Annotated in this window: 29 protein-coding genes and 1 CRISPR repeat array; of the genes, 11 read left to right on the top strand and 18 right to left on the bottom strand. The window is 67.7% G+C overall.

Annotated elements, in window-relative coordinates:
* Genes cas5e through cas2e form a run of 4 tightly spaced genes read left to right on the top strand, consistent with a single transcriptional unit; the run spans position 1 to position 2657 of the window.
* A complete protein-coding gene (gene cas5e, locus L1088_RS07035; RefSeq protein ID WP_234554303.1) occupies positions 1 to 771 on the top strand; it encodes a type I-E CRISPR-associated protein Cas5/CasD in 771 nt (256 codons plus the stop codon).
* Positions 746 to 1366, top strand: coding sequence for a type I-E CRISPR-associated protein Cas6/Cse3/CasE (cas6e, locus tag L1088_RS07030; protein ID WP_234554302.1), 621 nt, complete (start codon positions 746 to 748; stop codon positions 1364 to 1366). Before cas5e ends, cas6e begins: the two co-directional genes overlap by 26 nt.
* A 3-nt stretch (positions 1367 to 1369) precedes the next feature.
* Positions 1370 to 2347 carry a type I-E CRISPR-associated endonuclease Cas1e gene (gene cas1e / locus L1088_RS07025; protein ID WP_234554301.1) on the top strand — a complete coding sequence of 326 codons (978 nt, stop codon included), beginning with the start codon at positions 1370 to 1372 and terminating at the stop codon, positions 2345 to 2347.
* Positions 2301 to 2657 carry a type I-E CRISPR-associated endoribonuclease Cas2e gene (cas2e, locus tag L1088_RS07020; RefSeq protein WP_234554300.1) on the top strand — a complete coding sequence of 119 codons (357 nt, stop codon included), beginning with the start codon at positions 2301 to 2303 and terminating at the stop codon, positions 2655 to 2657. Before cas1e ends, cas2e begins: the two co-directional genes overlap by 47 nt.
* Before the next feature lie 58 nt (positions 2658 to 2715).
* A CRISPR array of direct repeats spans positions 2716 to 3049; the repeat unit is 29 nt; unit sequence GTAGTCCCCACACGCGTGGGGATGGACCG.
* Positions 3050 to 3130: 81 nt separating this feature from the next.
* Here cas2e and L1088_RS07015 read toward each other — a convergent pair.
* Entirely contained in the window at positions 3131 to 4261 is a 1131-nt protein-coding gene (locus L1088_RS07015; protein WP_234554299.1) for a vWA domain-containing protein, read from the bottom strand.
* Positions 4242 to 4856, bottom strand: a complete 615-nt coding sequence (locus L1088_RS07010) for a hypothetical protein (protein WP_234554298.1) — start codon at positions 4854 to 4856, stop codon at positions 4242 to 4244. The genes L1088_RS07015 and L1088_RS07010 overlap by 20 nt, the downstream gene beginning before the upstream one ends.
* Before the next feature lie 76 nt (positions 4857 to 4932).
* Here L1088_RS07010 and L1088_RS07005 point away from each other — a divergent pair, with 76 nt between their 5' ends.
* Positions 4933 to 5886: a TRM11 family methyltransferase gene (locus L1088_RS07005; protein ID WP_234554297.1), complete on the top strand. Its 954-nt coding sequence runs from the start codon at positions 4933 to 4935 to the stop codon at positions 5884 to 5886.
* Positions 5886 to 6305 carry a hypothetical protein gene (locus L1088_RS07000; protein WP_234554296.1) on the top strand — a complete coding sequence of 140 codons (420 nt, stop codon included), beginning with the start codon at positions 5886 to 5888 and terminating at the stop codon, positions 6303 to 6305. The genes L1088_RS07005 and L1088_RS07000 overlap by 1 nt, the downstream gene beginning before the upstream one ends.
* 278 nt (positions 6306 to 6583) lie before the next feature.
* Here L1088_RS07000 and L1088_RS06995 read toward each other — a convergent pair whose 3' ends face one another.
* Genes L1088_RS06995 through L1088_RS06960 form a run of 8 tightly spaced genes read right to left on the bottom strand, consistent with a single transcriptional unit; the run spans position 6584 to position 12682 of the window.
* Positions 6584 to 6826 (bottom strand): hypothetical protein, encoded by a 243-nt coding sequence (locus L1088_RS06995; protein ID WP_234554325.1) that lies wholly within the window; start codon positions 6824 to 6826, stop codon positions 6584 to 6586.
* A 46-nt stretch (positions 6827 to 6872) separates the two neighbouring features.
* A complete protein-coding gene (locus tag L1088_RS06990; protein WP_326490763.1) occupies positions 6873 to 7280 on the bottom strand; it encodes a helix-turn-helix domain-containing protein in 408 nt (135 codons plus the stop codon).
* A gap of 38 nt (positions 7281 to 7318) precedes the next feature.
* Entirely contained in the window at positions 7319 to 7993 is a 675-nt protein-coding gene (locus L1088_RS06985) for a DUF58 domain-containing protein (protein WP_234554295.1), read from the bottom strand.
* Entirely contained in the window at positions 7990 to 9753 is a 1764-nt protein-coding gene (locus L1088_RS06980; protein ID WP_234554294.1) for an adenosylcobalamin-dependent ribonucleoside-diphosphate reductase, read from the bottom strand. Before L1088_RS06980 ends, L1088_RS06985 begins: the two co-directional genes overlap by 4 nt.
* A 9-nt stretch (positions 9754 to 9762) precedes the next feature.
* Complete coding sequence (gene glpX / locus L1088_RS06975; RefSeq protein WP_267961113.1) at positions 9763 to 10731, bottom strand: class II fructose-bisphosphatase; 969 nt, start codon at positions 10729 to 10731, stop codon at positions 9763 to 9765.
* Positions 10732 to 10749: 18 nt separating this feature from the next.
* Positions 10750 to 11388, bottom strand: a complete 639-nt coding sequence (gene hisIE, locus L1088_RS06970; protein WP_234554293.1) for a bifunctional phosphoribosyl-AMP cyclohydrolase/phosphoribosyl-ATP diphosphatase HisIE — start codon at positions 11386 to 11388, stop codon at positions 10750 to 10752.
* Between the two features lie 5 nt (positions 11389 to 11393).
* Complete coding sequence (hisF, locus tag L1088_RS06965) at positions 11394 to 12152, bottom strand: imidazole glycerol phosphate synthase subunit HisF (RefSeq protein ID WP_135259769.1); 759 nt, start codon at positions 12150 to 12152, stop codon at positions 11394 to 11396.
* Positions 12149 to 12682, bottom strand: a complete 534-nt coding sequence (locus L1088_RS06960) for a Uma2 family endonuclease (RefSeq protein ID WP_234554292.1) — start codon at positions 12680 to 12682, stop codon at positions 12149 to 12151. The genes hisF and L1088_RS06960 overlap by 4 nt, the downstream gene beginning before the upstream one ends.
* 61 nt (positions 12683 to 12743) lie before the next feature.
* On the opposite strand from L1088_RS06960, the gene trmFO reads away from it, so the two are divergent.
* On the top strand, positions 12744 to 14057 hold the full coding sequence (trmFO, locus tag L1088_RS06955; RefSeq protein ID WP_234554291.1) for a methylenetetrahydrofolate--tRNA-(uracil(54)-C(5))-methyltransferase (FADH(2)-oxidizing) TrmFO: 1314 nt from the start codon (positions 12744 to 12746) through the stop codon (positions 14055 to 14057).
* On the opposite strand, the gene L1088_RS06950 is transcribed toward trmFO, so the two are convergent.
* Genes L1088_RS06950 through uvrC form a run of 6 tightly spaced genes read right to left on the bottom strand, consistent with a single transcriptional unit; the run spans position 14034 to position 21350 of the window.
* On the bottom strand, positions 14034 to 15494 hold the full coding sequence (locus L1088_RS06950; RefSeq protein WP_234554290.1) for a Mur ligase family protein: 1461 nt from the start codon (positions 15492 to 15494) through the stop codon (positions 14034 to 14036). The two genes, trmFO and L1088_RS06950, sit on opposite strands and share 24 nt — an antisense overlap.
* Positions 15491 to 16099: a deoxynucleoside kinase gene (locus L1088_RS06945; RefSeq protein ID WP_234554289.1), complete on the bottom strand. Its 609-nt coding sequence runs from the start codon at positions 16097 to 16099 to the stop codon at positions 15491 to 15493. Before L1088_RS06945 ends, L1088_RS06950 begins: the two co-directional genes overlap by 4 nt.
* Before the next feature lie 8 nt (positions 16100 to 16107).
* Positions 16108 to 16716 (bottom strand): deoxynucleoside kinase, encoded by a 609-nt coding sequence (locus L1088_RS06940; protein ID WP_038041786.1) that lies wholly within the window; start codon positions 16714 to 16716, stop codon positions 16108 to 16110.
* Between the two features lie 20 nt (positions 16717 to 16736).
* Entirely contained in the window at positions 16737 to 17786 is a 1050-nt protein-coding gene (locus L1088_RS06935) for a S1C family serine protease (RefSeq protein WP_135343507.1), read from the bottom strand.
* 4 nt (positions 17787 to 17790) lie between these two features.
* Complete coding sequence (locus L1088_RS06930) at positions 17791 to 19569, bottom strand: arginine--tRNA ligase (protein WP_234554288.1); 1779 nt, start codon at positions 19567 to 19569, stop codon at positions 17791 to 17793.
* Positions 19569 to 21350 (bottom strand): excinuclease ABC subunit UvrC, encoded by a 1782-nt coding sequence (gene uvrC / locus L1088_RS06925; protein WP_234554287.1) that lies wholly within the window; start codon positions 21348 to 21350, stop codon positions 19569 to 19571. The genes L1088_RS06930 and uvrC overlap by 1 nt, the downstream gene beginning before the upstream one ends.
* Before the next feature lie 14 nt (positions 21351 to 21364).
* On the opposite strand from uvrC, the gene L1088_RS06920 reads away from it, so the two are divergent.
* Positions 21365 to 22327, top strand: a complete 963-nt coding sequence (locus tag L1088_RS06920; RefSeq protein WP_234554286.1) for a dipeptidase — start codon at positions 21365 to 21367, stop codon at positions 22325 to 22327.
* Here the strand turns inward: L1088_RS06920 and L1088_RS06915 are convergent.
* On the bottom strand, positions 22310 to 22714 hold the full coding sequence (locus L1088_RS06915; protein ID WP_234554285.1) for a PaaI family thioesterase: 405 nt from the start codon (positions 22712 to 22714) through the stop codon (positions 22310 to 22312). The two genes, L1088_RS06920 and L1088_RS06915, sit on opposite strands and share 18 nt — an antisense overlap.
* A gap of 22 nt (positions 22715 to 22736) precedes the next feature.
* On the opposite strand from L1088_RS06915, the gene L1088_RS06910 reads away from it, so the two are divergent.
* Genes L1088_RS06910 through L1088_RS06900 form a run of 3 tightly spaced genes read left to right on the top strand, consistent with a single transcriptional unit; the run spans position 22737 to position 24188 of the window.
* Positions 22737 to 23369 (top strand): alpha/beta fold hydrolase, encoded by a 633-nt coding sequence (locus L1088_RS06910; RefSeq protein ID WP_038041791.1) that lies wholly within the window; start codon positions 22737 to 22739, stop codon positions 23367 to 23369.
* Complete coding sequence (locus L1088_RS06905) at positions 23366 to 23728, top strand: alpha/beta fold hydrolase (protein ID WP_234554284.1); 363 nt, start codon at positions 23366 to 23368, stop codon at positions 23726 to 23728. Before L1088_RS06910 ends, L1088_RS06905 begins: the two co-directional genes overlap by 4 nt.
* A gap of 25 nt (positions 23729 to 23753) precedes the next feature.
* Positions 23754 to 24188, top strand: a complete 435-nt coding sequence (locus L1088_RS06900; protein WP_234554283.1) for a hypothetical protein — start codon at positions 23754 to 23756, stop codon at positions 24186 to 24188.
* A 35-nt stretch (positions 24189 to 24223) separates the two neighbouring features.
* On the opposite strand, the gene truD is transcribed toward L1088_RS06900, so the two are convergent.
* Complete coding sequence (gene truD, locus L1088_RS06895) at positions 24224 to 25279, bottom strand: tRNA pseudouridine(13) synthase TruD (protein WP_234554282.1); 1056 nt, start codon at positions 25277 to 25279, stop codon at positions 24224 to 24226.
* Positions 25280 to 25283: the final 4 nt, after the last annotated feature.

The following is a 25283-nucleotide window of genomic DNA, read 5'->3' as shown; positions in this document are numbered from 1 at the left end:
ATGGCCACCCTTCTCCTGCGGCTCCAAGGCCCCATGCAGTCCTGGGGTACAAGGAGCCGCTTCGACCACCGGGACACCTGGCCCTACCCCACCAAAAGCGGTGTCCTGGGCCTCCTGGCTGCCGCCTTGGGCCGGGATCGACAGGAGGACATCTCCGACCTGGCCGCCCTACGGATGGGGGTGCGGGTGGACCAGAAGGGGGTGTTGCGGGTGGACTACCAGACGGCCCAGTTTGTTTACAAAGCCGAGGGATATGTTGCTGTTAATACACAAAAGGAAAAGGAGTGGTTGCAAGAAATAATCCCCCACATACCTATTCGCATAGACCCCAAAAACTCCACTGTGGTCAGCCAGAGGTTCTACCTCTCCGATGCCGCCTTCCTGGTGGGTCTCGAGGGGCCGAAGTCTCTTTTGGAGGCGGCTCACCGGGCCCTGAAGGATCCCCGGTACGTCCTCTACCTGGGCCGGAAGGGCTACGTGCCAAGCCCCCCGCCCTACCTGGAAGACGGCTTGCGGGAAGAACCCCTGGAAGAGGCCCTTAAGGCCTACCCCTTTCTCGGGAAGGGCAAGGAAGGGAAGGATCCCAGGCCCGAAGAGGGCTTCCTCCTGGTCCTGGAGGCGGAGGAGGGGCGCCTGGTCTACGACCAGCCCGTGGCCCCCTTTGCCCAGCGGCGCTTTGGGGCCCGGTACGTGCGGGAGGAGGTTCTGCCCAAGGAAGCGGTGCCTCTGCCCAAGGAGGGAGACCATGTGGATCAGCAAGCTGGTGCTTGACCTCCGCTCCAAGGCCGCCCGCAGGGACCTGGCCAGCCCCTACGAGATGCACCGCACCCTCTCCAAGGCGGTTTCCCAAGCCCTGGCGGAGAAGCGGGAGCGGTTGCTATGGCGCCTCGAGCCCACCCGGGGCCTCGAGGACCCCGTGGTCCTGGTGCAGACCCTCACCGAGCCAGACTGGGGCGTTCTGGAAGCCGGATACGCCCGGGTCTTTCCCCCCAAGCCCTTCCACCCTGCCTTGCACCCTGGGCAGGTCCTCCGCTTCCGCCTAAAGGCCAACCCCAGCAAGCGGGAGCGGGAAACCGGGGAACGGGTGGCCCTCAAGACCCGCGCAGAAAAGTTCTTCTGGCTAGAGCGAAAGCTGCGGGAGGGAGGTTTCCGCCTTTTGGAGGAGGATGGGCGCCTGCTAGCGGACATACGCCAGGACACCTTTCTGGAGGTACGCCACAAGGATGGCCACCTGCTCCAGGTCCAAGCGGTGCTCTTTGAGGGGGTGCTGGAGGTGGTGGACCCCGAGATGGCTCTGAAAACCCTGGAGCGGGGTATTGGTCCGGGGAAGGTGCTTGGCCTCGGCCTCCTCTCCCTGCGTCCATAGGCCATGCCCCCCGTTCCCCCAGCCCGCAACCTGAAGGAGCTCCCCAAGTTCCGGGACGGCCTCTCCTACCTCTACGTGGAGCACGCCTTCATCGAGCAGGAGGCCCAGGGCATCGGCATCTACGACCGGGAGGGCCTCACCTTGGTGCCGGTGGCCGCCTTGGGGGTGCTCTTCCTGGGTCCCGGCACCCGCATCACCCACGCCGCCATCCGGGCCCTGGCGGGCAACGGGTGCACGGTGTGCTGGGTGGGGGAGGGGTACGCCCGCTTCTACGCCCAGGGCCTGGGGGACACCCGAAGCGCCCTCCGCCTCCAGCGCCAGGCCCGGGCCTGGGCCGACCCCAGGCTCCACCTGGAGGCGGTCTACCGCCTCTACGAGAAGCGCTTTCAAGAGCCGCTACCCCGGGACCTCAGCCTGGAGCAGGTGCGGGGCCTCGAGGGGGTGCGGGTGCGGGCCGCCTACGCCCGCTGGAGCAGGGAAACGGGGGTGCCGTGGAAGGGCCGGAGCTACGACCGCCGGGACTGGGCGGCCTCCGACCCGGTGAACCGGGCGCTTTCCGCGGGGGCCGCCTACCTCTACGGCCTGGCCCATGCGGCCATCGTCAGCGCGGGCTTCAGCCCCGCCCTGGGCTTCATCCACACGGGGAAGCTTCTTTCCTTTGTCTACGACGTGGCCGACCTCTACAAGACCGAGGTCCTGGTGCCCGCCGCCTTCCTAGCGGCGGCAGAGGGGGACCTGGAGGTAGATCGGCGGGTGCGCCATAGGCTTCGGGAGCAAATCCAGGAGGCCAGGCTTCTGGAGCGGATGGTGGAGGATCTCCTGGACCTCTTCCAGGGCCTCGGCCTGCCCGAAGAGGCCAAGGAGGAGGAAGAAGACCCCACCCGCCCCGGGGGGCTTTGGGACCCGGAGGGCGAGGTGGAAGGGGGCGTGGCCTATGGTGGTGATGGTCTTGGAGAAGGTGCCGAAGAGCTTGAGGGGTGAGCTGACTCGCTGGCTCTTGGAGCTGGACACGGGGGTCTTTGTGGGCCGGGTGAGCGCCGTGGTGCGGGAGCTCCTTTGGGAAAAGGTTGTGGAGAAGGCTGGGGACGGGCGTTGCGCCATGGCCTGGCGCACCAACAACGAGCAAGGCTTCGCCCTGAGGTTGCACGGCTACCAGGACCGGGTCTTGCGGGACTTCGATGGTATAGTGCTAGTGTCGGTGCGCACCGCCGAGGCTTTGCGCAAAGCGGAAAAGCTGAAGCGTATAGCCAAAGCCGTGCGCGGGGATTTTGAAAACCAAACCTTGGAATAGCTCTCTTTACAGACCCTTAGAGGGGTGTGAGCGGGGGTTTTTGCCGTCCTGGTCATGTGTAGTCCCCACACGCGTGGGGATGGACCGTTCTGGCAAATGGTCGGCGCCCTCTGGGGGCGGTAGTCCCCACACGCGTGGGGATGGACCGGCGCCGCCCAGGATCCCCGGCTGGAACCGGAGGTAGTCCCCACACGCGTGGGGATGGACCGTGGACCCTGCTCATGGGGGTGCTGACGGTGCGGTAGTCCCCACACGCGTGGGGATGGACCGCATCCTCAAAGGCCATCGCCGCCCGGGTGGCCGTAGTCCCCACGCACGTGGGGATGGACCGCCGTAGCCCCTCCCCCGGAGGATCTCCCCGTAGTAGTCCCCACGCACGTGGGGATGGGCCTAGGCCAAAACGAGGGGTTTGGCACCGCCCTGCTCTTGCGGCCTAGAGTGAGCAGCGCCTGCCAAAGCAGGGCGGCATCCCGCTATGAGCGCTTGCGGTAGCGCTGGGCCAGGGTTCTTTCCTCGGAGAAGAGGCGCGTGGCGTAGGCCCGCCCCTCGCGGGCGGCCCGGTCAGAGAGGTGGATGTCAAAGCGCCGGGCAAGTTGGGCCAGCGTCCCGGCGAAGGCTTCCAGGGCCTCCACCAGGCCCTGGGCCCGGGGGTTTTGGGCCAGGGGGTGGCCCTCGAGGAGTTCCTTGAGGTCTAGGGCCTGCTGGCGGAGGGCCTTGGCCTCCTCCTTGTCCTGCGGTTCAGCGGCCAGAAGCCTGGCCCCCGCGGCCAGAAGCTCCTCCAACTCCACCAGGTGCCAATCCGGAGAACCTTTGGGGGCCCTGGGCGGCAGGGGGAAGAGGCGAGAGACCTTCCCGTGGGGGGTTCGCTCCTCTACCTCCAGGGGCATTTCCCCTTCCACCCGCAGGAGGACCACCCGTCGCTCCCCAGGAGCGAAGGGGGCCAGATGGCGCACCTGCTCTCCCAAGGCTAGGCGCGCCCCCAGGTTGACCGGGCCTCGAAGGAAGGCCAGCTCCCCTTCTAGGGCTTCTTGTAACTCCCCTTGGGCCGCGTAGAGGTGGGTGCCGCCCCCGGCCAGGGCCATCCCTGCCAGCAGTTCCCGGTCGTATCCCTCACCAAAGCCCAGGGTGAAGGTGTAAACCCCGGCCTCCGCGGCCTTGGCCGCCTCTTGCACCAGGGCCTCGGGATCGGTGAGGCCCACGTTGGCCAGGCCGTCGGTGAGGAGGAGGACAAACCGGGGCCGGGAGGGGTTTCGGAGAAGCTCCGTCCCCATCTTCCAACCCGCGTGCAGGGCGGTGTTTCCGCGGGCCTCGAGGCCCTCGAGAAATCCCAGGGCTTCCTCCCGGGAGAAACCGCCCACTTCCACCTCGTGGTCGTAGGCCACCAGGGCCAGCCGCCCCGTTTCGGGCAGGGCGGAAAGGAGAAGCCTGGCGGCCGCCTTGGCCTCCGCCAGCTTCCCCCCCGCCATGCTCCCGGAGCGGTCCAACACCAAGGCCACCTCCGGGGCCAAGGGTGCGCCACGGACAGCCTGCAGTTCCACCCGCAGGAGATCGTGTCCCGCCACCAGGGCCCGCGAAAGCTTCAGCTCAAGGGTTTTCGGCTCCATCTTCCACCTCCGGGGCCAGCTTACGGGGGGCCCCTTTTTCCGTCCGACGTAGGCGCTTCCGGTGGAGTTCCAGAAGCTGCCACCATACCGCCTTCTCTTCCCCGGAAAGCTCATAGGAGGGGTCCAGGTCTGGCGGCACGGGCGGGCAGGAGGCGCCTCCCCGGCCCCAGAAGCCCCCATCCATGGGCGGCCCTCCCGGGTAGACCAGAAAGCGCTCCCCGTCGGTAAGGATGGCGAAAATCATGCTGGCGGTGTGGCGCCGGAGGAAGGCATCGGGGCGGCAGACCAAAGGCGGTCTCCCTTCGGCCACCGTGGCCAGGTGGAGCCAGAGCCTGCCCCGGCGGTCCCTGAGGAAGCGGGTGTCCGCTTCCCCCGAGCGCACCATCTCGGCGTAGAGCCGCTCGGCCTTGCGCACCCGGCCGTTTCCCCCCAAGACGCTGAAGTGGTCCAGGATGCGGTAGGCCAGCTCCTGGCCCTCCTCTTCCCGTTGCCGCCTGCCCCACAGCCGCCATACGTCATATTCCCCGCAAGTGCGCAGGTAGCGCCACCAGAGCCCGCTTTTGGGATGAACCCGCTCGTAGAAGTTTCGGCCCATTAGCACCTCCAGGCTTTAGGATGGGCGGGGCCATTTTTCCGTCGGACGGAAGCCCTGTGGGGGCTACCCTGGGGGCATGGGAAGGAGCGCTTGGGAAACGTACCTGAGGGTTTTGGAGAAGGGGAGGGCGATGGGACTGGGGGAGGAGGAAAGGGCGGTGGCCCAGGGGCTTTTGGCCCTACCCAAGGAGGCCTTTTCTATCCTGGCCCGAGAGCTAGGCTTGAAGCCCAAATATTTGCGCCACGACCTCCTTCCCGTGGCCTTTTTTCCCGAGGCCTTGCGGGAGGCCCTGAAGGGGGGTCTACCCCTTCGGCACGCCCACCGTCTCCACCGCCTCCTGAGGCGGGGAGAAGCCCGCCTCGAGGACCTCCAGGGCCTTCCTCCCGAGGCCCTGGCCACCTGGCCCCTGGAGGACGGGGAGCTGGACCCCGCAAGGCCCGTGTGGCTTTACCCGGAGGATCCCCGGCCTGAGGGCCTGGCCCCCTCGGTGGCCCGGGCCCTGGTCCGGCTCCACACCCGCGCCGGGGAGCTGGTGGTGGACCCCATGGCGGGCTACGGCACCGTGGTGGAGGCCGCCCTGGCCCTGGGCCGGAGGGCCTGGGGTGGGGACATCGCCCCCAAGGGGCCCCGGGTGGAACGAGCTGACATCCGTCACCTGCCCAGGCGCTTTCGGGAGGAGGCGGCCCTCCTGGTCTTGCACCCTCCCACCTTCGCCACCTGGGTGCGGGAGGAGGGGCACCGGGAGCCCCCCGAGGAGCGGTACGGGGGCTACATCGGCTACCTCCAGGGCCTCCTAGAGCTTTCCCTTCCCGCCCTGCGCCCAGGGGGACGGCTGGCGCTGGTGGTGCGGCCCAGGCGGTGCCTGAGCCCTGGGGATTGGGCAGGGGGGCGGGATTTCTTTCTCTCCCCCTTTGAGCGGGCCCTGGCGGAGATCCCCGGCCTTCGTCCCCTGGCCTACCACCTGGCCGTAAGCCGGGGTGGGGGAGAGGACTGGCACCTGTTTGTGGCCGAGCGTCAGGAGGAAGCGTGATGCTTTGGCTACCTGGCCTCGAGCCCTTTCAGGATGGGGCGCTTGCGGTACGGGTGGCGCTGGTGGTGGACGACACCCCCGAGCGGTATGCGGTTTTGCAAAGCTTCCTTAGGCGGCGCTTCTCTGTTTCCATGGTACGCTTTGCCCCCCGCGTGCCGGAGGACTTTGGGGAGGCGGAGCTGGTGAGCCTGGACTATCACCTGGGGGAGGAAACGGCCCTGGACCAGATGCGGAAGGTTCCCCCAGAAAGGCTTCTGGGCCGGGTGTATCTGGTGCACTCCACGGGGGGCCTCGAAGCCACCATGCTGGAGGACTGGCTTAGGAAGAGGGGCCTGGTGGTGGTGAGATACCCGTACTCCCTCATGCGCATGGAGGTGCGGGGCGGAAAGCGCCAGGCGGCCGAACCCCGGGCCCGGTAGCTTCCACCTAGCCCCAGCCCCCGGTGCTCCTCCCGCACGGGCGCCTGGCGGCCCCCCTTGGGGCCCGGTGGGGGAAGAAACCGCGCATTCCCTTACGGGGCTAAACTGGCGCAACAAAAGGTGGGTTCCACCTACCACTTCAATTACTGCCTGGAGTCGCAATCTCCTCATAAGGACTCCTTTTCAAGCCCTCCCTCAACATCCCCCTGCCCACCAGCGGAAGAGCGTGTAGCTCCGGATAAGGGCGTGCTGGGTCTGGAGGTAAGCACACCGCGCCTTCACCCGCCCCACCTTCCCCTTCCCGCCCCTCGGGCCCGGGCGAAAGCTTCCAGAACGGCCGGAAAGGATTCGGTGTCCACCAAGGGCAAGAGCCCGTGCTTGTTCTCCCCCGTGCTGGGCCGCACGAAGGCGTAGACGTAAAGCCACCGGTAGGAGGGCCTCTCCCAGACCAGAGGGGTCTTGCCCCGCAGGGCCCACACCCGGCGGCGGATGGGCTTCAGGCCCAGGCGGTGCTCATCCATAACCCCACCAGTTGCCCTCCTGGGGTCCACGGGGCGCCCGAGCCTCTCAGAAAGCCACTCCGTCGCGTTGCGGATGGTCCAGGAGGCCATCCCGGGGATGGGGAGCCGACAGGGCTTGGCGGAAGGCCTCTTGGACCTCTGTGGGTAGGTTCATTTGGGGTTGGGGCCCCAAAGAGGAGGGGGGCTTACCGCGGTTGCGGTGGCGCAGGTCGGCCATGGCCTCCATGCCGCCTTGGTTGGGGCGATGGACCTTGGTGCGGACCCAGCGCTGGGAGTAGCCCAGGGTCTTGGCCACCTCGGGGATGGGGTGGCCGGTGGCGAGGAGCCATAGGGCATGCCAGCGGGCACGTTCCACGGGGTCTTGGGCGTCCCGATAGAGGGCGTGGAGGTTGTCGGGGTGGGGAGGGTTCTTCAGCTCCAGCCTAGGGCGGCGTTGGTGTTTGGCCAGTTGCATGACCCCATCCTAGCGGATGGGGTCATGGGGAGTTCTTATTAGAGGGGCTCCAGCACCCCCTGCCGTAGGAGGGCGGGAAGTGGGGGGTCCCCCACCCGGAGAAGGGCGTACCGCCCGCGGAGGAGGGCCAGGAGGCGGAGGGCCTTAAGGTGGGCGCCCAAGGCCTCCCGGTAGGCCCTCACCTCCTCTGGCCCCGCGGGAAGTGCTTCGCCGGTTTCCACGTCCCTTAGGAGGACCTCCTCTAGGGGTGGGGCCAGTTCCACGGGGGCCAACACCTGGACCAGCACCACCCGCTTCGGGAGGATCCTGGCCCAGGGCAAGGGGTCCAGGCCATCGGTGAGGAGGACCAGGGTGCCCCGTCCCGGGGGGATCTCCGCAGGCTTTCCCCGGAAGAGCCGGGCTAAGGGGTCTTCCTGGCGAGCGATCTTGAGGAGGAGCCCCGCCACCTCTTCCGCGTAGGAGAGCTTCCTGTGGAGGCGCATGCTTTCGCTTTCGTCCAGAAAGAGGCGGAAGCGGGCTCTCTCGGGGGCGGTTTCCACCCGGGTGTAGAGCCTCCCCGTCTTGGCGTAGGCCCGCCAGTGGACCCTGCGCACCTCGTCCCCGGGGGCGTAGGGGCGGAGCTCGTAAAACTCCCCGCCCAGCCCCTTCCGGCGGGCCACCCTTTCCCCGGGGTAGGGGAGGTAGGGCTTGCTGGCGATGCGGTAGCGGGTCATGCCGTCTGGCAGAAGGTGCAGACCCCCACGGGGGGTAGGGGCTCGATGACTTCCTCCCGGCTGCCCTCGCGGAAGACGGTGATCCCCTTGCACCCCTCCTTCCAGGCGGTGAGGAAAAGCCTCTCCACCACCTCTTTGGGGGTCTCCCGGGGCAGGTTCACCGTGGAGGAGATGCTCTGGTCCACATGGCGTTGCAAGGCGGCCTGGAGGCGCACCCTCTGGAAAGGATCCACGGTGTGGGCCGTGGGCCAGTCGGGGATTTCCCCGCCTTTTTCCTTGCGGTAGCGACGAAGGAGGGGGTGCTCCGCTAAGAACACCTGCCCCCCGGCGTGGCGCAGGTAGGTGAGGGCGAAGATGGGCTCTATGCCGCTCGTCACCCCCGCCAGGATGGAGATGGAGCCCGTGGGGGCGATGGAAAGGAGGGCGGCGTTCCTTAGGCCCCGTTCCACCTCCCGGATGAGCTCTTCGGGTAGGGCCTGGATGAAGGGGCTTTTGAGGTGCTCCCTAGGGTTAAAGGCGGGGAATGAGCCTCGCCTCCTGGCCAGGCGGGTGCTTTCCCAGTAGGCGGCTTCCTTGATGCGGCGCATGACCTCTTCCGCAAACTTTAAGCTTTCCTCCGCACCATAGGGCAGTCCCAGCATGGTCAGGGTGTCCGCCAGGCCCATGATCCCAAGGCCAACGCGTCGGCTTCTTAAGGAAGCTTCCCGTTGGGCTCTCAAGGGGTGGCGGTTCTTTCCCAGGTCCACCACCGCATCCAAAAAGCGCACGGCCAAACGGGTGGCCTCCTCGAGGCCCGCCCAGTCCAGGCGTGCCCTTTCCGTAAAGGGCTCCTGCACGAAGGCCGCCAGGTTCAGGCTCCCCAGGTTGCAAGCCCCATAGGGCTCCATGGGCACCTCGCCGCAGACGTTGACCCCCTGGACCTCCATCCCCCCGTACTGGGCCGTGGCCCAGGTGCGGACCCGGTCCCAGAAGAGCAATCCGGGCTCGGCGCTAGCCCAGGCCGCTTCCACCAAGGCCTCCCAGGCATCTTTGGCGCGGATGGTGCGGGCGATCCGCTCCCTTGGCGTGGTGAAGGCAAGCGTCCAGGGCTCATCGGCTAGGGCGGCTTCCAGGAAGCGGTCCGTGGCCCTTAGGGAGAGGTTGGCGTGGCGCACGCGGCTCCTGCCCGGGTCGGTCTTGGCCTGAAGGAAGTCCAGGAGGTCGGGGTGGGTGTCGGAGAAGGTGAGCATGAGGGCTCCCCGCCGGCCACCGCTCGCCCCCATGACCCCGGCCAGGGTGGAGAAAAGCTCCATGAAGCTGACCGCTCCCGAGCTTTCCATGCCCGCATTCCCCACCTTGGCCCCTTTAGGCCTGAGAACATCGGCGTTGGTGCCCACCCCGCCCCCGTAGGCGAAGGTGCGGGCGGCCTCGTCCAGGAAGCGGGTGATGCCCCGCACCGAGTCCTCTCGGATGGGGAGGAAGTAGCAGTTGAAGAGGGTGCTTTTGCGCCAGTTGCCCAGGCCGAAGAGGATGCGCCCCCCGGGGACGAAGCGGAAGTCGGCGAAAAGCCAGGCAAGCTCTTGGGCACCGCCTTTGATGACCCGGGAGGCCTCCCGCACCAGCCGCCGTTCCATCTCCTCCGGGGTGGCCTCGAGGAGCCTCCCCTCCCGGTCGCGGAGGGCGTAGCGCCCGAGGAAGACCGAGGCCCTTAGCTCATCGCCCCCGAAGAAGTCCAGGGCAAGCTTCAGGGCCTCGGCTTCGCTGTAGGCGCGCTGGGGCACGCCCTCAGCTTACACCCGGATGGTGACCCGGGCGCCGGTTTCGAAGAGGTGGATGGAGTCGATGAAGCGCACGATGCGGGTGGCGTGGCCCATGACCACCGAGTGGGTTCTGGCCCCGCCTCCGAAGAAGCGCACACCCTGGAGGATGTCCCCGTCGGTGATGCCGGTGGCGGCGAAGACGATCTCCTTTCCGGGGGCCAGGTCCTCCGTGCGGTAGATGCGGTTTTCGTCCCCTCCCATGGCCTTGAGCCGGGCTCGTTCCTCCTCGTTTTGCGGGGTGAAGCGGGCCTGGATCTCCCCGCCCAGGCACTTCAAGGCGGCGGCGGCCAAAACGCCTTCGGGGGCTCCACCAATCCCCATCACCGCGTGCACCCCCGTGCCCCTGATGGTGGCGGCCAAGGCGGCGATCACGTCCCCGTCGGAGATGAGCTTAACCCTAGCCCCCGCTTCCCGGATTTCCCGGATGAGCCTTTCGTGGCGGGGGCGGTCCAGGACCACGATGACCAGGTCCTCCACCGAGCGTTGCAGGGCCAGGGCCAGGGCCTTGAGGTTGGCAGAAACGGGCCAGGTGAGGTCCACAAGCCCAGCGGCGGGCGGGGGGACGATGAGCTTTTCCATGTACATGTCGGGGGCGTGGAAGAGGCCTCCTTTCTCGCTAATGGCGATGACGGTGACGGCGTTGGGCAGGCCCTTGGCGGCGGTGGTGGTGCCCTCCACCGGGTCCACGGCGATGTCCACCTCCACCCCTCCCTTGCCCAGCACCTCCCCGATGTAGAGCATGGGGGCCTCATCCATCTCCCCCTCGCCGATGACCACGGTGCCCTTGATGGGTAGCTCGTTCAGCACCTGGCGCATGGCCTCGGTGCCCGCCTCGTCCACGGCCTCCTTGTCTCCCTTGCCCGCATAGCGGCTGGCGGCCAAGGCGGCCTGCTCCGTGACCCGCACCACCTCGAGGACCAGTCGGCGCTCGATTTCCATGCTTCCATCATACCGGGCCTAACCGGAGGCTCCCGGTCGTCCCTGGGGTTTGTGCCTTTCCCAGAGGGTGTGGGCCAGGTCCTGGAGGCCGACCCCGGTTTCCGCCAGGACCAGGAGGAGGTGGAAAAGGAGATCAGAGGCCTCCCAGCGCACCTCCTCGGGGCTCCCGTTCTTGGCGGCGATGATGACTTCCCCCGCCTCCTCCCCAATCTTTTTCAGAATGCGGTCCAGCCCCTCCCGGTGGAGCCGGGCCACGTAGCTCCCCTCGGGGAGGGTGCTTAGGCGCTCCTGGATGGTGGCGTAGACCTGGCCCAGTACGAAGCCCAGGTCGGGTTCGCCGGAGAGAAGGGGACGGTGGAAGCAGGTGCGCTCCCCCGTGTGGCAGGCAGGGCCGTGGGAGATCACCCGGTAGACCACCGCGTCGCCATCGCAGTCCAGGAGGACCTCCACCACCTCCTGGGTGTGCCCGGAGGTCGCCCCCTTGCGCCAGAGGGCCTGGCGGCTGCGGCTAAAAAAGGTGCTCTTACGGGTCCTTAGGGTTTCCTCCAGGGCCTCCCGGTTGGCGTAGGCCAGGGTCAGGACCTCCCCGGTGCGGGCGTCTTGCACCACCACCGGGACCAGGCCCCGCTCGTCAAAGCGCACCGCGCTCAGGTCCATAGGCCCTAGTCTAAGCGCACGTGCACGCCCTTTTCCGCCAGGTAGGCCTTGAGCTCGGGGATGGGGATCTCCCCGAAGTGGAAGACGCTGGCGGCCAAGGCGGCCTCGGCCCCGGCGGCAAAGGCCTCGAGGAAGTGCTCCTTCCGCCCTGCCCCTCCGCTGGCGATGACGGGCACGCTCACCGCCTCGGCCACCCACCGGGTGAGCCTGAGGTCGTAGCCCTCCTGGGTGCCGTCCCGGTCCATGCTGGTGAGGAGGATTTCTCCTGCCCCCAGCTCCACCCCCCGCACCGCCCACTCCACCGCGTGCAGGCCCGTGGGGATGCGCCCCCCGGCGATGTAGACCTCGGGGAAATCCCCCTTCCAGCGGGCGTCGATGGCCAGGACCACCGCCTGGGCGCCGAAGTGGTCGGAAAGTTCGGCGATCAGCTCCGGACGCCGCACCGCCGCCGAGTTCACGCTCACCTTGTCGGCGCCTGCGAGGAGAAGCTTCCTGGCGTCCTCTAGGCTCCGCACCCCACCCCCCACGGTGAGGGGGATGAAGACGGACTCCGCCACCTGGGCCACCACCTCCAGCAGGATGGCCCGCTCCTCGTGGGTGGCGGAGATGTCCAGGAAGACCAGCTCGTCGGCGCCGGCCTCGTCGTAGGCCTGGGCGGCTTCCACGGGGTCGCCCGCATCGCGGAGGTTCACGAAGTTAACCCCCTTGACCACGCGCCCCGCGTGGACGTCCAGGCAGGGGACGATGCGCTTGGCCAGGCTCATAGGGGAGGGCTCCAAAGGATTTCTGCCTGGGGGAGGAGGAGAGGGGCGATCCTTTCCCCTTTCTTCCCCAGAAGGCGGTGGCGGTAGGCGGTTTCCTGGGGTTCCCGGTAGACCTCGAGGCCCTCCTGCCCCCAAAGCCAGACCTCGGGAACCCCATGGCGGGCGTAGAGGGGAAGTTTTACCCCCCGGTCGTAGGCGTAGGAGGAAAAGCCCACCTCCACCAGGAGGAGAACTTCCTGGGGGGTGGGATGGCTTTGAGTGTAGAAGTCCTCTCGGGGCTTCAGGAGGAGAAGATCGGGAATGGGAAGGCTTTCTTGGGAGAGGTAAAGGGGGCTTTGCACCCGGATGTGGGCTTGACCCAGGGTACGGGTGGCCAGGGTCTGCAGGAGCCAGTCCAGCAACCCCGCGTGTTCGTTGGAAATGGGGGCCATCTCGTAGACCTCGCCTTCCAGTAACTCCAGGCGGGCTTCCGGCTCCAGGGCCGAAAGGGCTAAGACCTCCTCCACCTTAAACCGGTGCCGCACCGCCATAGGGTCATTCTAACCGCCCTCGCCCTTTTCCCAAACCAGCCCGGGTGGTACCATCTAAAGGATGGAACGGGTGACGGTGGTGGGCGGTGGCCTAGCGGGAAGCGAGGCCGCCTGGACCTTAGCGCGCTTGGGGGTGCCCGTGCGCCTTTACGAGATGCGCCCTAAGAAGCTGACCCCGGCCCACAGCACCGGAGGGCTGGCGGAGATCGTCTGCTCCAACTCCTTGGGCGGGGAAGGCCCCACCAACGCCAAGGGCCTCCTGCAGGCGGAGATGCGCCAGGCGGGAAGCCTCATCCTGGAGGCGGCCTCCCAGGCCCGGGTGCCCGCCGGCGGAGCCTTGGCCGTGGACCGGGAGGAGTTCAGCCAGTACATCACCGAGAGGCTGGCCCAGCATCCCCTGGTGGAGGTGGTGCGGGAGGAGGTGGCAGAAATCCCTAAAGGGATCACCATCCTAGCCACGGGGCCCCTCACCTCGGACGCCTTGGCCGAGGCCATAAGGGGGCGCTTCGGCGACCACTTCCTGGCCTACTACGACGCCGCAAGCCCCATCGTCCTCTACGAGAGCATTGACCTCAGCAAGTGCTTCCGCGCTGGGCGCTACGCGCAAGAGGCGGACTACCTCAACTGCCCCCTTACGGAGGAGGAGTACCGCCGCTTCTATGAGGCCCTCCTCGAGGCGGAGCGGCACACCCCCCATGCGTGGGAAAACCTGCAGTACTTTGAGGCCTGCGTGCCGGTGGAGGAGCTAGCTCGAAGGGGCTACCAAACCCTTCTCTTCGGCCCCATGAAGCCCGTGGGCCTCAAGGACCCGAGGACCGGCAAGGAACCCTTCGCTGTGGTGCAGCTCCGCCAGGAGGATAAGGAGGGGCGCATGTGGAGCCTGGTGGGCTTCCAGACCGGGCTCAAGTGGCCCGAGCAGAAGCGTCTCATCCAGATGATCCCTGGGCTGGAAAACGCCGAGATCGTGCGCTACGGGGTGATGCACCGCAACACCTACCTGAACGCCCCCAGGCTTCTGGAGGCCACCTTGGAGTTCAAGGGGCAAGGGGGCCTCTTCGCCGCCGGGGTGTTGGCGGGGGTGGAGGGGTACCTGGAAAGCGCCGCCACCGGCTTCTTGGCAGGCCTGAATGCTGCCCGGCGGGCCCGGGGCCTCCCTCCCGTGGTCCCGCCGGAGGAAAGCATGCTGGGGGGGCTGGTCCGCTTCCTGGCCACCGCCAATCCCCAGGGCTTCCAGCCCATGTACGCCAACTGGGGGCTGGTCCCTCCGGTGGAGGGAAGGATGGTCAAGAAGGAGAAGCGGGAGGCCATGTACCATAGGGGCCTCAGGGCCTTTGAGGCGTGGGTGGCTTCCCTAGGGATGCTCGCCGCCACCTAGGCCCAGGGCCTTTAGCCCCTCCAGGGCCACCGCCCTCTCGTCCCAGGGCAGGGCCTGGGTACCCCTTTCCAGGGTGCGCTCGTGCCCCTTGCCAGCCAGGAGCACCGTGTCCCCCTCCCGGGCCTCGGAGAGGGCACGGAGGATGGCTTCCTTTCGGTCGGGCACCAGCTCGTAGGTGCCCCCCTCTCGTGCGGCTGCCTCGGCCATGGCTTGGAGGATGGCCCCTAGGTCCTCCGTGCGGTGGTCCTCCTCGGTGAAGAAGGCCTTGTCCGCCAGGCGGGCGGCCACCTGGCCGATGTCCTCCCGCCTCCTGGGGTCGCGCTCCCCTGCCGCGCCCACCACCAGGAGGAGGCGCCCCTTGGTGGTGCGGCGCAGGGTTTGGAGGGCGGCCTCGAGGCTCTTGCCAGTGTGGGCGAAATCGATGACCACCCGGAAGGGTTCTTTTTGCACCACCTCCATCCGCCCCGGCACCCCCCTGAAGGTGGCGAGACCTTGGAGCACCCCCTCCAGGGGAAGCCCAAAGGCCAAGGCGGCGGCGCTGGCGGCCAGGGCGTTGTCCAGGTTGTAGGCGCCCAGCATGGGCAAGAAGGCCTCCCCCGAGCCCCAGGGGGTGTGCAGGGTGAAGCGGAGGCCTTCCGCCTCCTCCCGCAGGCCCTCCCCCCAGACCTCCCCCCCGGGCCCGAAGAGGAGGTGGGGCCGCCCCTTGAGGCGGTCCAGGTGGGGGAGGGCGGCGTTCAGGACCGCAAGCTCCGAGCGCTCCACCAGAAGGGCCTTGGCCCCGAAGTAGGCCTCCGCCGTGCCGTGGAGGTCCAGGTGGTCGTCGGGGTAGAAGCTCACGAAGACGCCCACCCGGTAGGCAAGCCCCTCCACCCGCCGGAGGGCCAGGGCGTGGCTGCTGACCTCCAAGACCGCAGCCTCCAGGCCCTGGTCCGCCGCTTCCCTCAGGAAGCCGTAGACCTCCGAGGCTTCTGGGGTGGTGAAGTGGCCCATGGGGGGGCGGGCCTCCTTCCCCAGCCTCAGGGCCACGGTGGAGAGGAGGGCGGTTTCCACCCCCGCCCCCTGGAGGAGGTGGTGGAGGAGGCTGGCGGTGGTGCTTTTTCCCTTGGAGCCCGTGACCCCGAGGAGGACTAGCCTCCGGTCCGGCTCCCCGTGGAAGCGCCGGGCGAGGTGGGCCAGGGCCAGGCGGCTATCCGCCACCTGGAGGTAGGGGACGGGGAGGGCCAGCGCCCGTTCCCCCACCACGGCGATGGCGCCTTTTCTGAGGGCCTCGAGGATGAAGTCGTGCCCGTCCAGGGGCTTGCGGTGGGGGAGGGGCACCCCCGGCACGGCCACGAAGACAAAGCCCGGCTCCACCCGCCTCGAGTCCAGGGTGATCCCCCGCACCGGGAGGGGCGGGGCCTTTAGGCCATAGGGGGCGAAAAGCTCCTCCAAGGTCATGGCTTGATCCAGGGACGTAGGGCCGCAAGTAGGGCTTGGCGGTCCTCCTCCTTCTCCACGAAGTCTATCCGGTCCGCCTCCACCACGTACACGGGGGAGAGGTTCCAGGAGGCGATGAGTTCCTCGTAGAGGGCGTTGAGCCCGAGAAGGTAGCGGTCGGGGAGGTTTTGCTCAAAGGGCCTTCCCCGCTTTTTTATCCGCTCCCTTAAGGTGGGTAGGCTCGCCCGGAGGTAGATGAGAAGATCGGGCTTCCTGAGGGCTGGGGACACGCTCTGGAAGAGGTCCAGGTAGGTCCGCCAGTCCCGCTCCTTCAAGTGGCCTTCCCGGTAGAGGTTCTGGGCGAAGACCAGGGCGTCCTCATAGACCGTGCGGTCCTGCACCACGGCCTTCGCCCCGTTCACCTCCAGGAGGTGCTGGCGCAGCCTCCGGGCCAGGAAGAAGACCTGGGAGTGGAAGGCGTAGGCCCCCATATCCCGGTAGAAGTCCTCCAGGTAGGGGTTTTCGCTCACCGCCTCGTACACCGGCTTCAGCCCGAAGGCCTCTGAGAGCAAGGCGGTGAGGGAACTTTTGCCGCTACCGATGTTGCCGGCGATGGCCAGATACATGTTGGACCTCAGATGGTCCTGCCGTCCTGGGCAAGGTGGGCCTTCACCAGGGCCACCACCCGGTCCTGGTCGGGGCCGGGTTGGCTGTAGTCCAGCTGGTCCGCTTCCAGGACCAAAAGGGGATGGGCGTAGCGGGCAAAGTGACGCTCGTACGCTTCGGAGAGGGCCTCGAGGTAGGCGGGGTCCATCCCCTCCTCAAAGGGCCTGCCCCGTTTCCTTATCCGCTCCAATAGCACGGGCACCGGGGCCCTCAGGTAGACGGTGAGGTCGGGTGGGGGAAGCTTCAGGGAAAGCTCCCGGTAAAGGTCCAAGTAAAGGTTCCACTCGGGGCCCTCCAGGTTGAGGCTCGCAAAGATGGCGTCCTTGTCAAAAAGGTAGTCGGCCACCACCCCGCCGAAGAGGGGTCTTTCCCGGAGGCGGGAGAGCTGCCGGTAGCGGGAAAGGAGGAAGAAGACCTGGGTCTTGAAGGCGTAGCGCTTTCGGTCCTGGTAGAAAAGGGGCAGGAAGGGATTTTCCTCCACCACCTCCAGAAGGGGCTCGGCCCCAAACCTTTGCGCAAGAAGCTGGGCCAGGGTGGTTTTGCCCGCGCCGATGGGGCCTTCTATGGCGATGTACACGCTTACCTCCGCAGGGTAGCCTAACGGCTGGCAGGCCGGGCCACCATGGTGAGGGTGACCTCGAGCCTTCGTCCCTCCCGCCAAAGGGTTAGCCGCACCCGGTCCCCAGGGCGGTAGCGGGCGATGAGGCGCACCACCTCCGCCTTGTCCTTGACCGCCTTACCGTTTACCGCCAGGATCACGTCCCCGAGGGCCAAAAGCCTCCCTTGGGCGTCCCGCTGGGCTCCCCTTAGGCCGGCCCGGGCCGCGGGGCTTCCTGGATCCACCCGGTCCACCATGGCCCCTTGGGCCGTGGTGAGGCCCACCGCCCTGAGGAGCACCGGCGGAAGTTCATCCAAGCTAACCAGGCTGGCCCCCAGCCAGCCCCGCTGGGGGATGCCAAACCGCTCCAGGTCCTGGACGCTTTGGGCCACCAGATCCGCCGGGATGGCCACCCCGATTCCTCCCACCCCCGAGGGTCCCCCGATCACGTCCGCCACTACCCCGATCACCTCCCCTTGCAGGTTGAGAAGGGGACTACCCGAGTTGCCCACGGTGAGGGGGGCGTCGGTGAAGAGGTACTCCCCCACCTCGGCCCCCACGCTGGGGTCAGGGGAGGGGACCTCGAGGGGGCCTATGCCGGAGAGGATCCCGTAGGAGGCCAGGGGTCCTTGTCCGAAGGGAAACCCCACCACCACCACCCCCATGCCCAGGGGAAGGCTGGTGCTGGGGGTCTTGCTGAAGGCCAGCACTCGAGGGGCCTGGAGGCCGCGCACCGTGAGGAGGGCGAGGTCAATCCCTGGGTCCACGGCGAAGCGCTCCGCGGGGAAAGTGCGCCCATCCGTGAGGCGGACGGTAAGCTCGGTAAGGCCCTGGACCACGTGGTAGTTGGTGACCACCCGGAAGGGGCTCACGAAGAACCCCGTACCCACCACCTGGTTCTCCCCAGGGGCGGTGGGGGAGCCCTGGACCCGGACCACCGCGGGCAGGGCCCTCTGGATCACCTGGCTGCGGGCCACCTCCTCGGGGGAGACCAGGCGCTGGCCCAGGGCCAAGAGGGAAAGGAGGAGGGCGGCGAGGACGAGGCGCATGCCCTTACATTACCTCAGGGGCGGGGATGCCCAGGAGGGAAAGCCCCGTCTTCAGGGTTTCTTGCAGGCTCCTCACCAGGCCAAGGCGGAGTTCCCTCAGGCCCTGGGGTGCCGTGAGCACCGGGGTGGCGGGCCTCCCGTCCTCCTTGGCGTTGTAGTAAGCGTTCCAGCTGGCGGAAAGGTCCAGCAGGTACTGGGCCAGGACGTGGGGGGTTTTCTCCTCGGCGGCCTCCAGCACCGCCTCCTCAAAGTCCAACAGGGCCAGGGCCAGCTCCCGCTCGTACGGGGTGGCCTGGGCGAAATCGGGCTCACCCCACGCCCCGGCCTTGCGCAGGATGCTGTGGGCCCGGGCGTGGGCGTACTGCACGTAAGGCCCCGTGTCCCCTTCAAAGGAAAGGGCCTCGGCGTAGCGGAAATCGATCTGCTTTTTGGGTTCGGTCTTCACCATGGCGAAGCGGATGGCTCCCAGGGCCACCATCTTGGCCGCTTCCTCCTTGGCGGGGTGCCCGGGGTTTTTCTCCTCGATGACCTTGAGGGCCCGCCGCTCTGCCTCCTCCAGGACCTCGTCCACGCTCACCGAAAGGCCCTTCCTCCCCGACATCTGCTTGCCCTCCAGGAGCACGGTCTCGTAGGCCAGGTGGAAGGCGCCTTCCGCCAGATCCGGCCTCCCCGCCAGGGCCAAGGCCGCCCGCACCAGGGCCTGGGGGTGGCTCTGGCGCACGTCGATGACGTTCACGGTTTCCTTGGCCGCTGGGGTGTAGGGCTCCCCCTCGGGGGCGCTGGTCCTTAGGGCGGGGTAGTAGGGGTTTTCGTAGGGACGGAAGGGGAGGCCCTGGAGGAGGCCCATCTTCCAGAACTGGAAGGCGATGTCCTTGGCGTAGTAGGTGGCCGCCCCCCCGGAGCGAACCAGGACGAAGTAGGGGTCTTCCAGCCCGGGGATGAAGGGGCTTGCGTCCATGACCAAAGCCCCGGCGTACTTGCCCTCAGCGGGGCGGAAGACGTGGGGGCTTCGCTCCAGGATTTCCAGAGCCTGGCCCAGAAGCCCCGCCCGCACGATGTCCGACTCCCAGACCAGAAGGTCGTAATGAGCATTCAGGGCCTTCATGGTGGCCATCTGGGCCAGGAGGATGCGGTTGACATCTTCCCTGAGTTCCCCCCGCTCCAGGGCGTGGAGGACTTCCTCTATCCCCCCCTGGAGGCTTTCGTACTCGGGGTCCTGGTGGAGGCGCACGTAGGCCCTGCCGGCGAAGTGGTCGTACTTCTCCTTCCCGTCCCAGGTGAGGCCGTAGTGCCTTAGGGCGAAGAGGGTTTCCGCCGCCTGGCGCCCGGTGTCGTCGATGTAGTTCAGGACCAGGACCTCCCGCCCCGCATAGGCCAGGATGCGGGCCAGGCTGTCCCCGAGGGCGATGTTCCGCAAGTGGCCCACGTGGAGCTCCTTGTTGGGGTTCACCGAGGTGTGCTCCACCAGGACTAGCCCTTCCCGCTTGGGGAAAGGCCCCTTGGGCCTCAGGGCTTCCTTCAGGAGGTCTTCCGTGCGGATGCGGAAGTTCAAATACCCCCCCACGGGGATGGTCTCCTCCACAAAGGGGGGCAGATCCAGGCGGGCCTTGAGCTCCTCGGCGATGGCCTGGGGGGGTTTCCTTAGCTCCTTGGCCAGGGCGAAGAGGGGTACCCCGTAGTCCCCGGGCTTGTCCTTGGGGGCCCGGGCCACCTTGAGGCGGAGGTCCAGGCCCAGCTCCTTAAGGGCGGTGTGAATGGCCTCTTCCAGGGCGCGGCGCACCATCAGGGGGCTATCTTACCAGCCAGCGCCCTCTTGAGAGCCTCCGCCGCCTTGCGGTTCATCCCGGGGAGGCTGGCGAGCTCCTCCAAGGGCGCTTCCTTGAGGGCCTCGAGGCCCCCGTAGCGCTCCAGGAGGAGGCGCTTGCGGGTTTCCCCGATGCCGGGTATGCCGGCAAGCACCTGGAATAGCTCCTGGCTCCTCCGCTTTTGGTGGTAGCGGAGGCCGTTTTGGTGGGCCTCGTCCCGCAGATGGATGAGGAGCCTTAAGGCGGGGTGGGTGAGGGGCAGGCGGATCTCCCGCCCCTCAGGGGTGATGAGGACCTCCTCCTTCTTGGCCAGGCCCACCAGGGGAAGGCGGAGCCCACCCCGCTCTAGGGCCTTTTCCGCCGCCCGCACCTGGCCCAGGCCGCCGTCGATGAGGAGGAGGTCGGGGAGGGGAAGGTCCTTGAGGCTTCCCGTATAGCGGCGAAAGACCCCTTCCTCCATGGCGGCGTAGTCGTCGTTGCCCGCCTGGAGGCGCATCCGGCGGTACTCCGCCCGCTTGGGCCTTCCCCCCTCAAAGACCGCCAGGGAGAAGACCCGGGCCTGGCCCTGGAGGTGGCTTACGTCGTAGCCCTCGAGGCGGTAGGGCCGGGTGGGCAGGCCCAAGAGCTCCTGCAGGGCCTTGAGGGCGGGGTGGTCCCCGCGCCGCTCCCGGAGCTTGAGCTCGGTTTCCAGGGCGAGCCGGGCGTTCCTCTCGGCCAGCTCCAGGAGCCGCGCCTTCTCTCCCCTTTGGGGCACCCTAAGCTCCACCTTGCGCCCGGCCCGGCGGTGGAGGAGCTCTTCCAGGCCCTCCAGGTCCTCCAGGGGGAAGGGGAGGAGGATGAGGGGAGGGAGGGGGGAGGCCTCGAGGTAGTGGTCCCTGAGGAAGGCCCAGAGGATTTCCTCCGGGCTCGTCTCCTCCTTCTCCACCACCCGGCTAATGCGCCCCAGGATGCGGCCCGAGCGCACCTGGTAAAGCTGCACCACGGCCAAAGGCCCCGCCTGGGCCAGGCCCAGGAAGTCCAGGTCGCCCAGCTCCGGGTCAAAGGCCTGCTGGGCGGTGGAGAAGAAGGCCTTGAGGGCTTCCATCTGGTCGCGGAGCTCCGCCGCCCGCTCGAACTCCAGCCGCTTGGCCGCTTCTTGCATCTTGGCCTCCAGCTCCCTTAGGAGCCCATCCACCTTCCCCTCCAGCACCGCCTCCACCTGGCGCACCACCTCCCCGTAGGCCACGGGGTCGGCCAGGCCCACGCAGGGGGCCAGGCAGCGGCCCATGCTGTGGTTCAGGCAGGGGTAGCGCCTCCTTTTCATGGGGTAGCCCGAGTTCTTGCGCAAGGGGAAGAGGCGGTCAATGAGGGTTTTGATGCGCCTAAGGGCGCTGGCCTCGGGGAAGGGCCCATAGTACTTGGCCCCGTCCGCCTCCACCCGCCGCACCACCAGGAGGGTGGGGAAGGGCTCGTGGGTGAGCTTCAGGAAGGGGTAGTGCTTGTCGTCCTTGAGGAGGACGTTGTAGGGCGGGCGGTGGGCTTTGATGAGGTTGGCCTCGAGGAGGAGGGCCTCCACCTCGTCCCGGGTGGCGATGAAGTCCAAGGCGGTGGCCTCCTCCGCGATGCGGGCCGCCTTGCCCTCGGCATGGAAGTAGCTCCGCACCCGGGCCCTGAGGTTTTTGGCCTTGCCCACGTAGAGGACTTCTTCCCCCTGCTTCCAAAGGTAGACCCCGGGGGCCTCGGGCAGGGGAGGAAGCTCGGCAAGCCGCACAAGCCTCATTGTAGAGTGCCCCTATGGAGCCCGTCATGGTGGACGCCCACCTGGACCTGGCCCATAACGCCCGGGCCCTGGGGCGGGACCTCACCCTCCCCCTGGACCGCCTCCGGGAGGTGGACCCCCACCCCGAAACCCCCTTGGTGACCCTGGAAAGCCTCCGGGAAGCGGGGGTGGCCGTGGCCTTCGCCACCCTCTTCGTGGACCCCCGGGAGGGCAGGCGGGAGGACTGGGAGGAGGAGGTCTGGGTCCAGCTTCACCTCTACGAGGCCTGGGAGGCCCAGGGCTTGGTGCGGCTTGTGCGGGATGGGCGCGGGTTGGAAGCCCATCTCCGGCGCTTTCCCCAGGACCGGGTGCCGGGCCTTCTCCTCCTCCTGGAAGGGGCCCACGCCCTGGCCTCCCCCGAGGACCTCCTGCCCCTAAGGGAGCGGGGTCTACGGCTCCTTTCCCTCACCTGGGCCACGGGGAACCCTTACGCTGGGGGCAACGCGGAGGAGGGCCCCCTCACCGAGCGGGGCAAGATGCTTTTGGAAGCCATGGCCCGTTGGGGTGTGGCCCTGGACCTCTCTCACCTGGCGGAAGAGGCGGCTTGGCAGGCCCTCGAGGTCTTCCCGGGACCGGTGTGCGCCACCCACGCCAACGCCCGGGCCCTGGTGCCCTCTCCCCGCCACCTTTCCGACCGGCTCCTCTCGGCCCTGGGGGAGCGGGACGGGGTCTTGGGCCTGGTGCCCTTCAACGCCTTCTTGGACCCCGGCTGGAAGCGGGGCGACCCCAGGCTTCCCCTGGAGGCCTTTTTCCGCCACAAGGCCCACGCGGAGGCCCTCCTGGGCCCAGGGGGAGTGGGCCTGGGCACCGACTGGGACGGGGGGTTTGGCCTGGAAGGGGTTCCCCAGGGCTTGGACCGCCACCGGGACCTCCGGGCCCTGGGGGACGCGGGCTTCTTAGGGGAAAACTGGCTTCGATGGCTACGAACCTGGTTCTAGGGGCACCACCGCCAGGGTGCACCGGCTCGCCGCCACCAGCCTTGCCTCCTCGTCGTAGACCTTGACCTCCCAGACCTGGGTGGTGCGGCCCACGTGCAAGGGCTTCCCCACCGCCCGGATGACTCCTGCTTGCTTCTTGCGGATGTGGTTGCAGTTGATCTCCAGCCCGAAGGCCGCATGCCCCGGGGGGCAATTCAGGAACCCGCCCACGCTGGCCACGCTTTCCGCCAGGGCCACCGTGGCCCCTCCGTGGAGGAAGCCGAAGGGCTGGTGCACCCTGGGGGTCACCTCCAGCTCGGCCACCACCTCCTCCTTCTCCAGCTTCAGGTAGCGCACCCCCAGGGTGCTGTCCAGGGTTTCCCGACCGAGGACGCGGTCCAGTTCCATGCCCTGGAGTATAAAGAAGGCCGTGGCTGACCTGCGCCTGTTCCCCGGGCTGCTGGCTCCTCCCAGCGGCCTGGACTTTCTCGCCGGGCTTCCGGCGGAAGAGGGGCTTCACCTGGTGGCCTTCGGGGAGGGGGCGATCCCCGCCTTGCAGGTGGCCTTCCGCGAGCAGGCCAAAAGCTTGGTTCTGCTTTCGCCTATCGTGCGGAAGGACGCCCTCTTGGCGGCGAAGGTGGCAGCGCTCCGCTTTGGCCTAGAGCGGGGCGGGGTGGAGGGCTTCGCCCAGGTGGGCCGGGCCCTTTTCTTCGGACCGGAGAGCGTGGGTGACGAGGAGATCTTCGCCGCCTGGCGGGAGGGGCTTTCCCGGGAGGGGGTGGAGGCCTGGCTCTCCCGGGTGGAGGCCTTGGGGGACGAGCGCCGCTGGCTGCGGGGCACGGGGGCCCGGGTGCTGGTGATCCAGGGGGCCTGGGACGCCTTTACCCCTCCTTTTTACGGCAAGGAGGTGGCGGACTTCGCCAAGGGGGAGGCGGTGCGCTTTGCCCTCGAGGGGGCGGGCCACTTTGTGCCTTGGGAAGCAAGGGAGGAGGTCTTGGACCTGGTGAAGGACTTCGTGTCGGGAGAGGGCTTTCGTCCCCTACCGGGTGGGCTGGCCTTATGAGGCGCACGGGCTACCTGCACCTATACGGCCTGAACCTGGTCTTTGACCGGGTGGGCCGGGGTCCTGCCGTCCTCCTGCTGGCGGAGGAGGCCAGCCTGTGGCCGGAGGAACTCCCTCAGGGCTACACCTTTTACCTCCTGGACCTCCCGGGCCACGGGCGCACCGGAGGGCCTAAGATGAGCCCCGAGGAGCTAGCCGAGTACGTGGCGGGCTTTGTGGTCATGACCAACCTCGGCTCGCCCCCCATCCTGGTGCGGGGCCTGGGGGAGGCGGTGGGAGAGGCGCTGGCAGAGAGGGGGTATGCGGTCTTTTCTGGGAAAGATATAGGCGAAGGGTTGCGCTGTGCCCAGCTTGTTTGATACCCTACCTACTGGAGGTAGGTTTATGCGGAGACTGTTGGCTCTTTTGCTTCTCGTTTTAGGCATGGCTTCTGCCCAGTTCTCGGTGGAAAACCTCAAGCCCTCCCTGGCAGTGGTGGGAGGTACCCAGGGTTTCGGCGCCGAGCTTTCTTGGCACTGCCTGCTCTTCCAGCCGCCTGTGGGGGAGGTGCGGCCCACCCTGGACGTGGCCTATGTGACGAACGGGGCGGTGAACGGGGCCTTCCTCTTCCGCTACCTTTACCCCCTGGCCGAGGGGCTGAACGGGGGGGTGGGCCTGGGGGTGGCCTTCCCCGGCTTCCAGAGCGCCAACTTCTACTTCCGCGCCGATGCGGAGTACGACCTGAAGGCGGTTTTAGGCCTGCCCGCCTTCCTGGGCGGGGACCTGGGCTTGGCCGGGGGCACCCTCGCCGCCCAGATGAAGCTGGGCTACCGCTTCTAGGGGATGGGAGCCCATAGGGAGGGCCTAGGCCCTCCCTATTCTCCTTCTTCTGTCAGCCCCCCCTCCGGGGCGTCCACCTCCACCTTCATCACCTCCCTCAGGAGGCTGGTGGCGTAGGAGCCTTTGGGGAGGAAGAAGGCGAGCCAAAGCCCCTCGGGAACCTTCTCCACCCGCCACTCCTGGAGAGGAACCCGGATGGGGCGCCGTGCCCCCCGCCTGAGGGCGAAGTCCTCGCGCCGGAGGCCGTAGCGGGCCAGGATTTCGTCTTCCAGCGCCCTGGCCTCCCCTTGGGCCTCGGGGTACTTCTTGCCGAAGAGGGGCCCCGTGGCGCTGATCTCCAGCCTGAGGGCCCTTTCCGCCTCCTCTTCCCGTTCCACCAGAAACTCCCCTCCCGTGGAGTGTTTCTTGGCCCAATCCCCGGGGATGACTCGGTCGTAAAGGCCCCGCGCCATTCTCAGGGCCACCCAGTCGTTGAAGAGGAGGCTCTGGAGGCTTCCCACCAGGAAGCGCTTGAGCCAGGGGCTACCCCGGCCCTTGCCCCGCTTCACCAGCTCGTAGCCCCGCACGGGGTTCAGGCCCCCCAGGCCGAAGCGCTGGGGGCCGTAGTAGTTGGGTAGGCCCTTCTCCGCCAGGGCTTTTAGGATAGCTTCTGCCTTTTCCCTGTCCTTTGCCCCTCGGATGAGGATGCGGAAGCGGTTGCCCTTGAGGTGGCCGGTGCGGAGCTTGTTGGTGTGGAGGCCCGTGTCCAAAAGCCTCACCCCGCGGAGGTTTTCCAAAAGGCAGAGGGCGTCCTCGTGCTGGCGGGGGATGGAGAACCACTGGCGGGTTTTGGCGTGCTTGTCCTTGAGCCCCGCTACCCCGATCTCCTTTTCCGGCACCCCCACCTCGTCCCGCAGAAACTCCAAGACCTGTCTGGTGGTGAGGCCTTCCTTCTCCAGGAGGAGGTAGAGGTGCTCCCCTTCCCCGCTGGGCAGGTAGGCGGGCACCTCCTCCACCTGGAAGTCCTCGGGGAGGAGGCGGATCGTGCCCCCCACCCCGGGGAGGTCTTGGGTGAGAAAGGGGTAGCGCTCGGGGCGAAAGACGAGGTCCATCCCC

It is taken from the genome of Thermus caliditerrae (assembly GCF_021462525.1).
GTDB lineage: Bacteria > Deinococcota > Deinococci > Deinococcales > Thermaceae > Thermus > Thermus caliditerrae.
The sequence above is the reverse complement of the archived record's forward strand: the minus strand, read 5'-3'. Positions and strand labels throughout refer to the sequence as shown.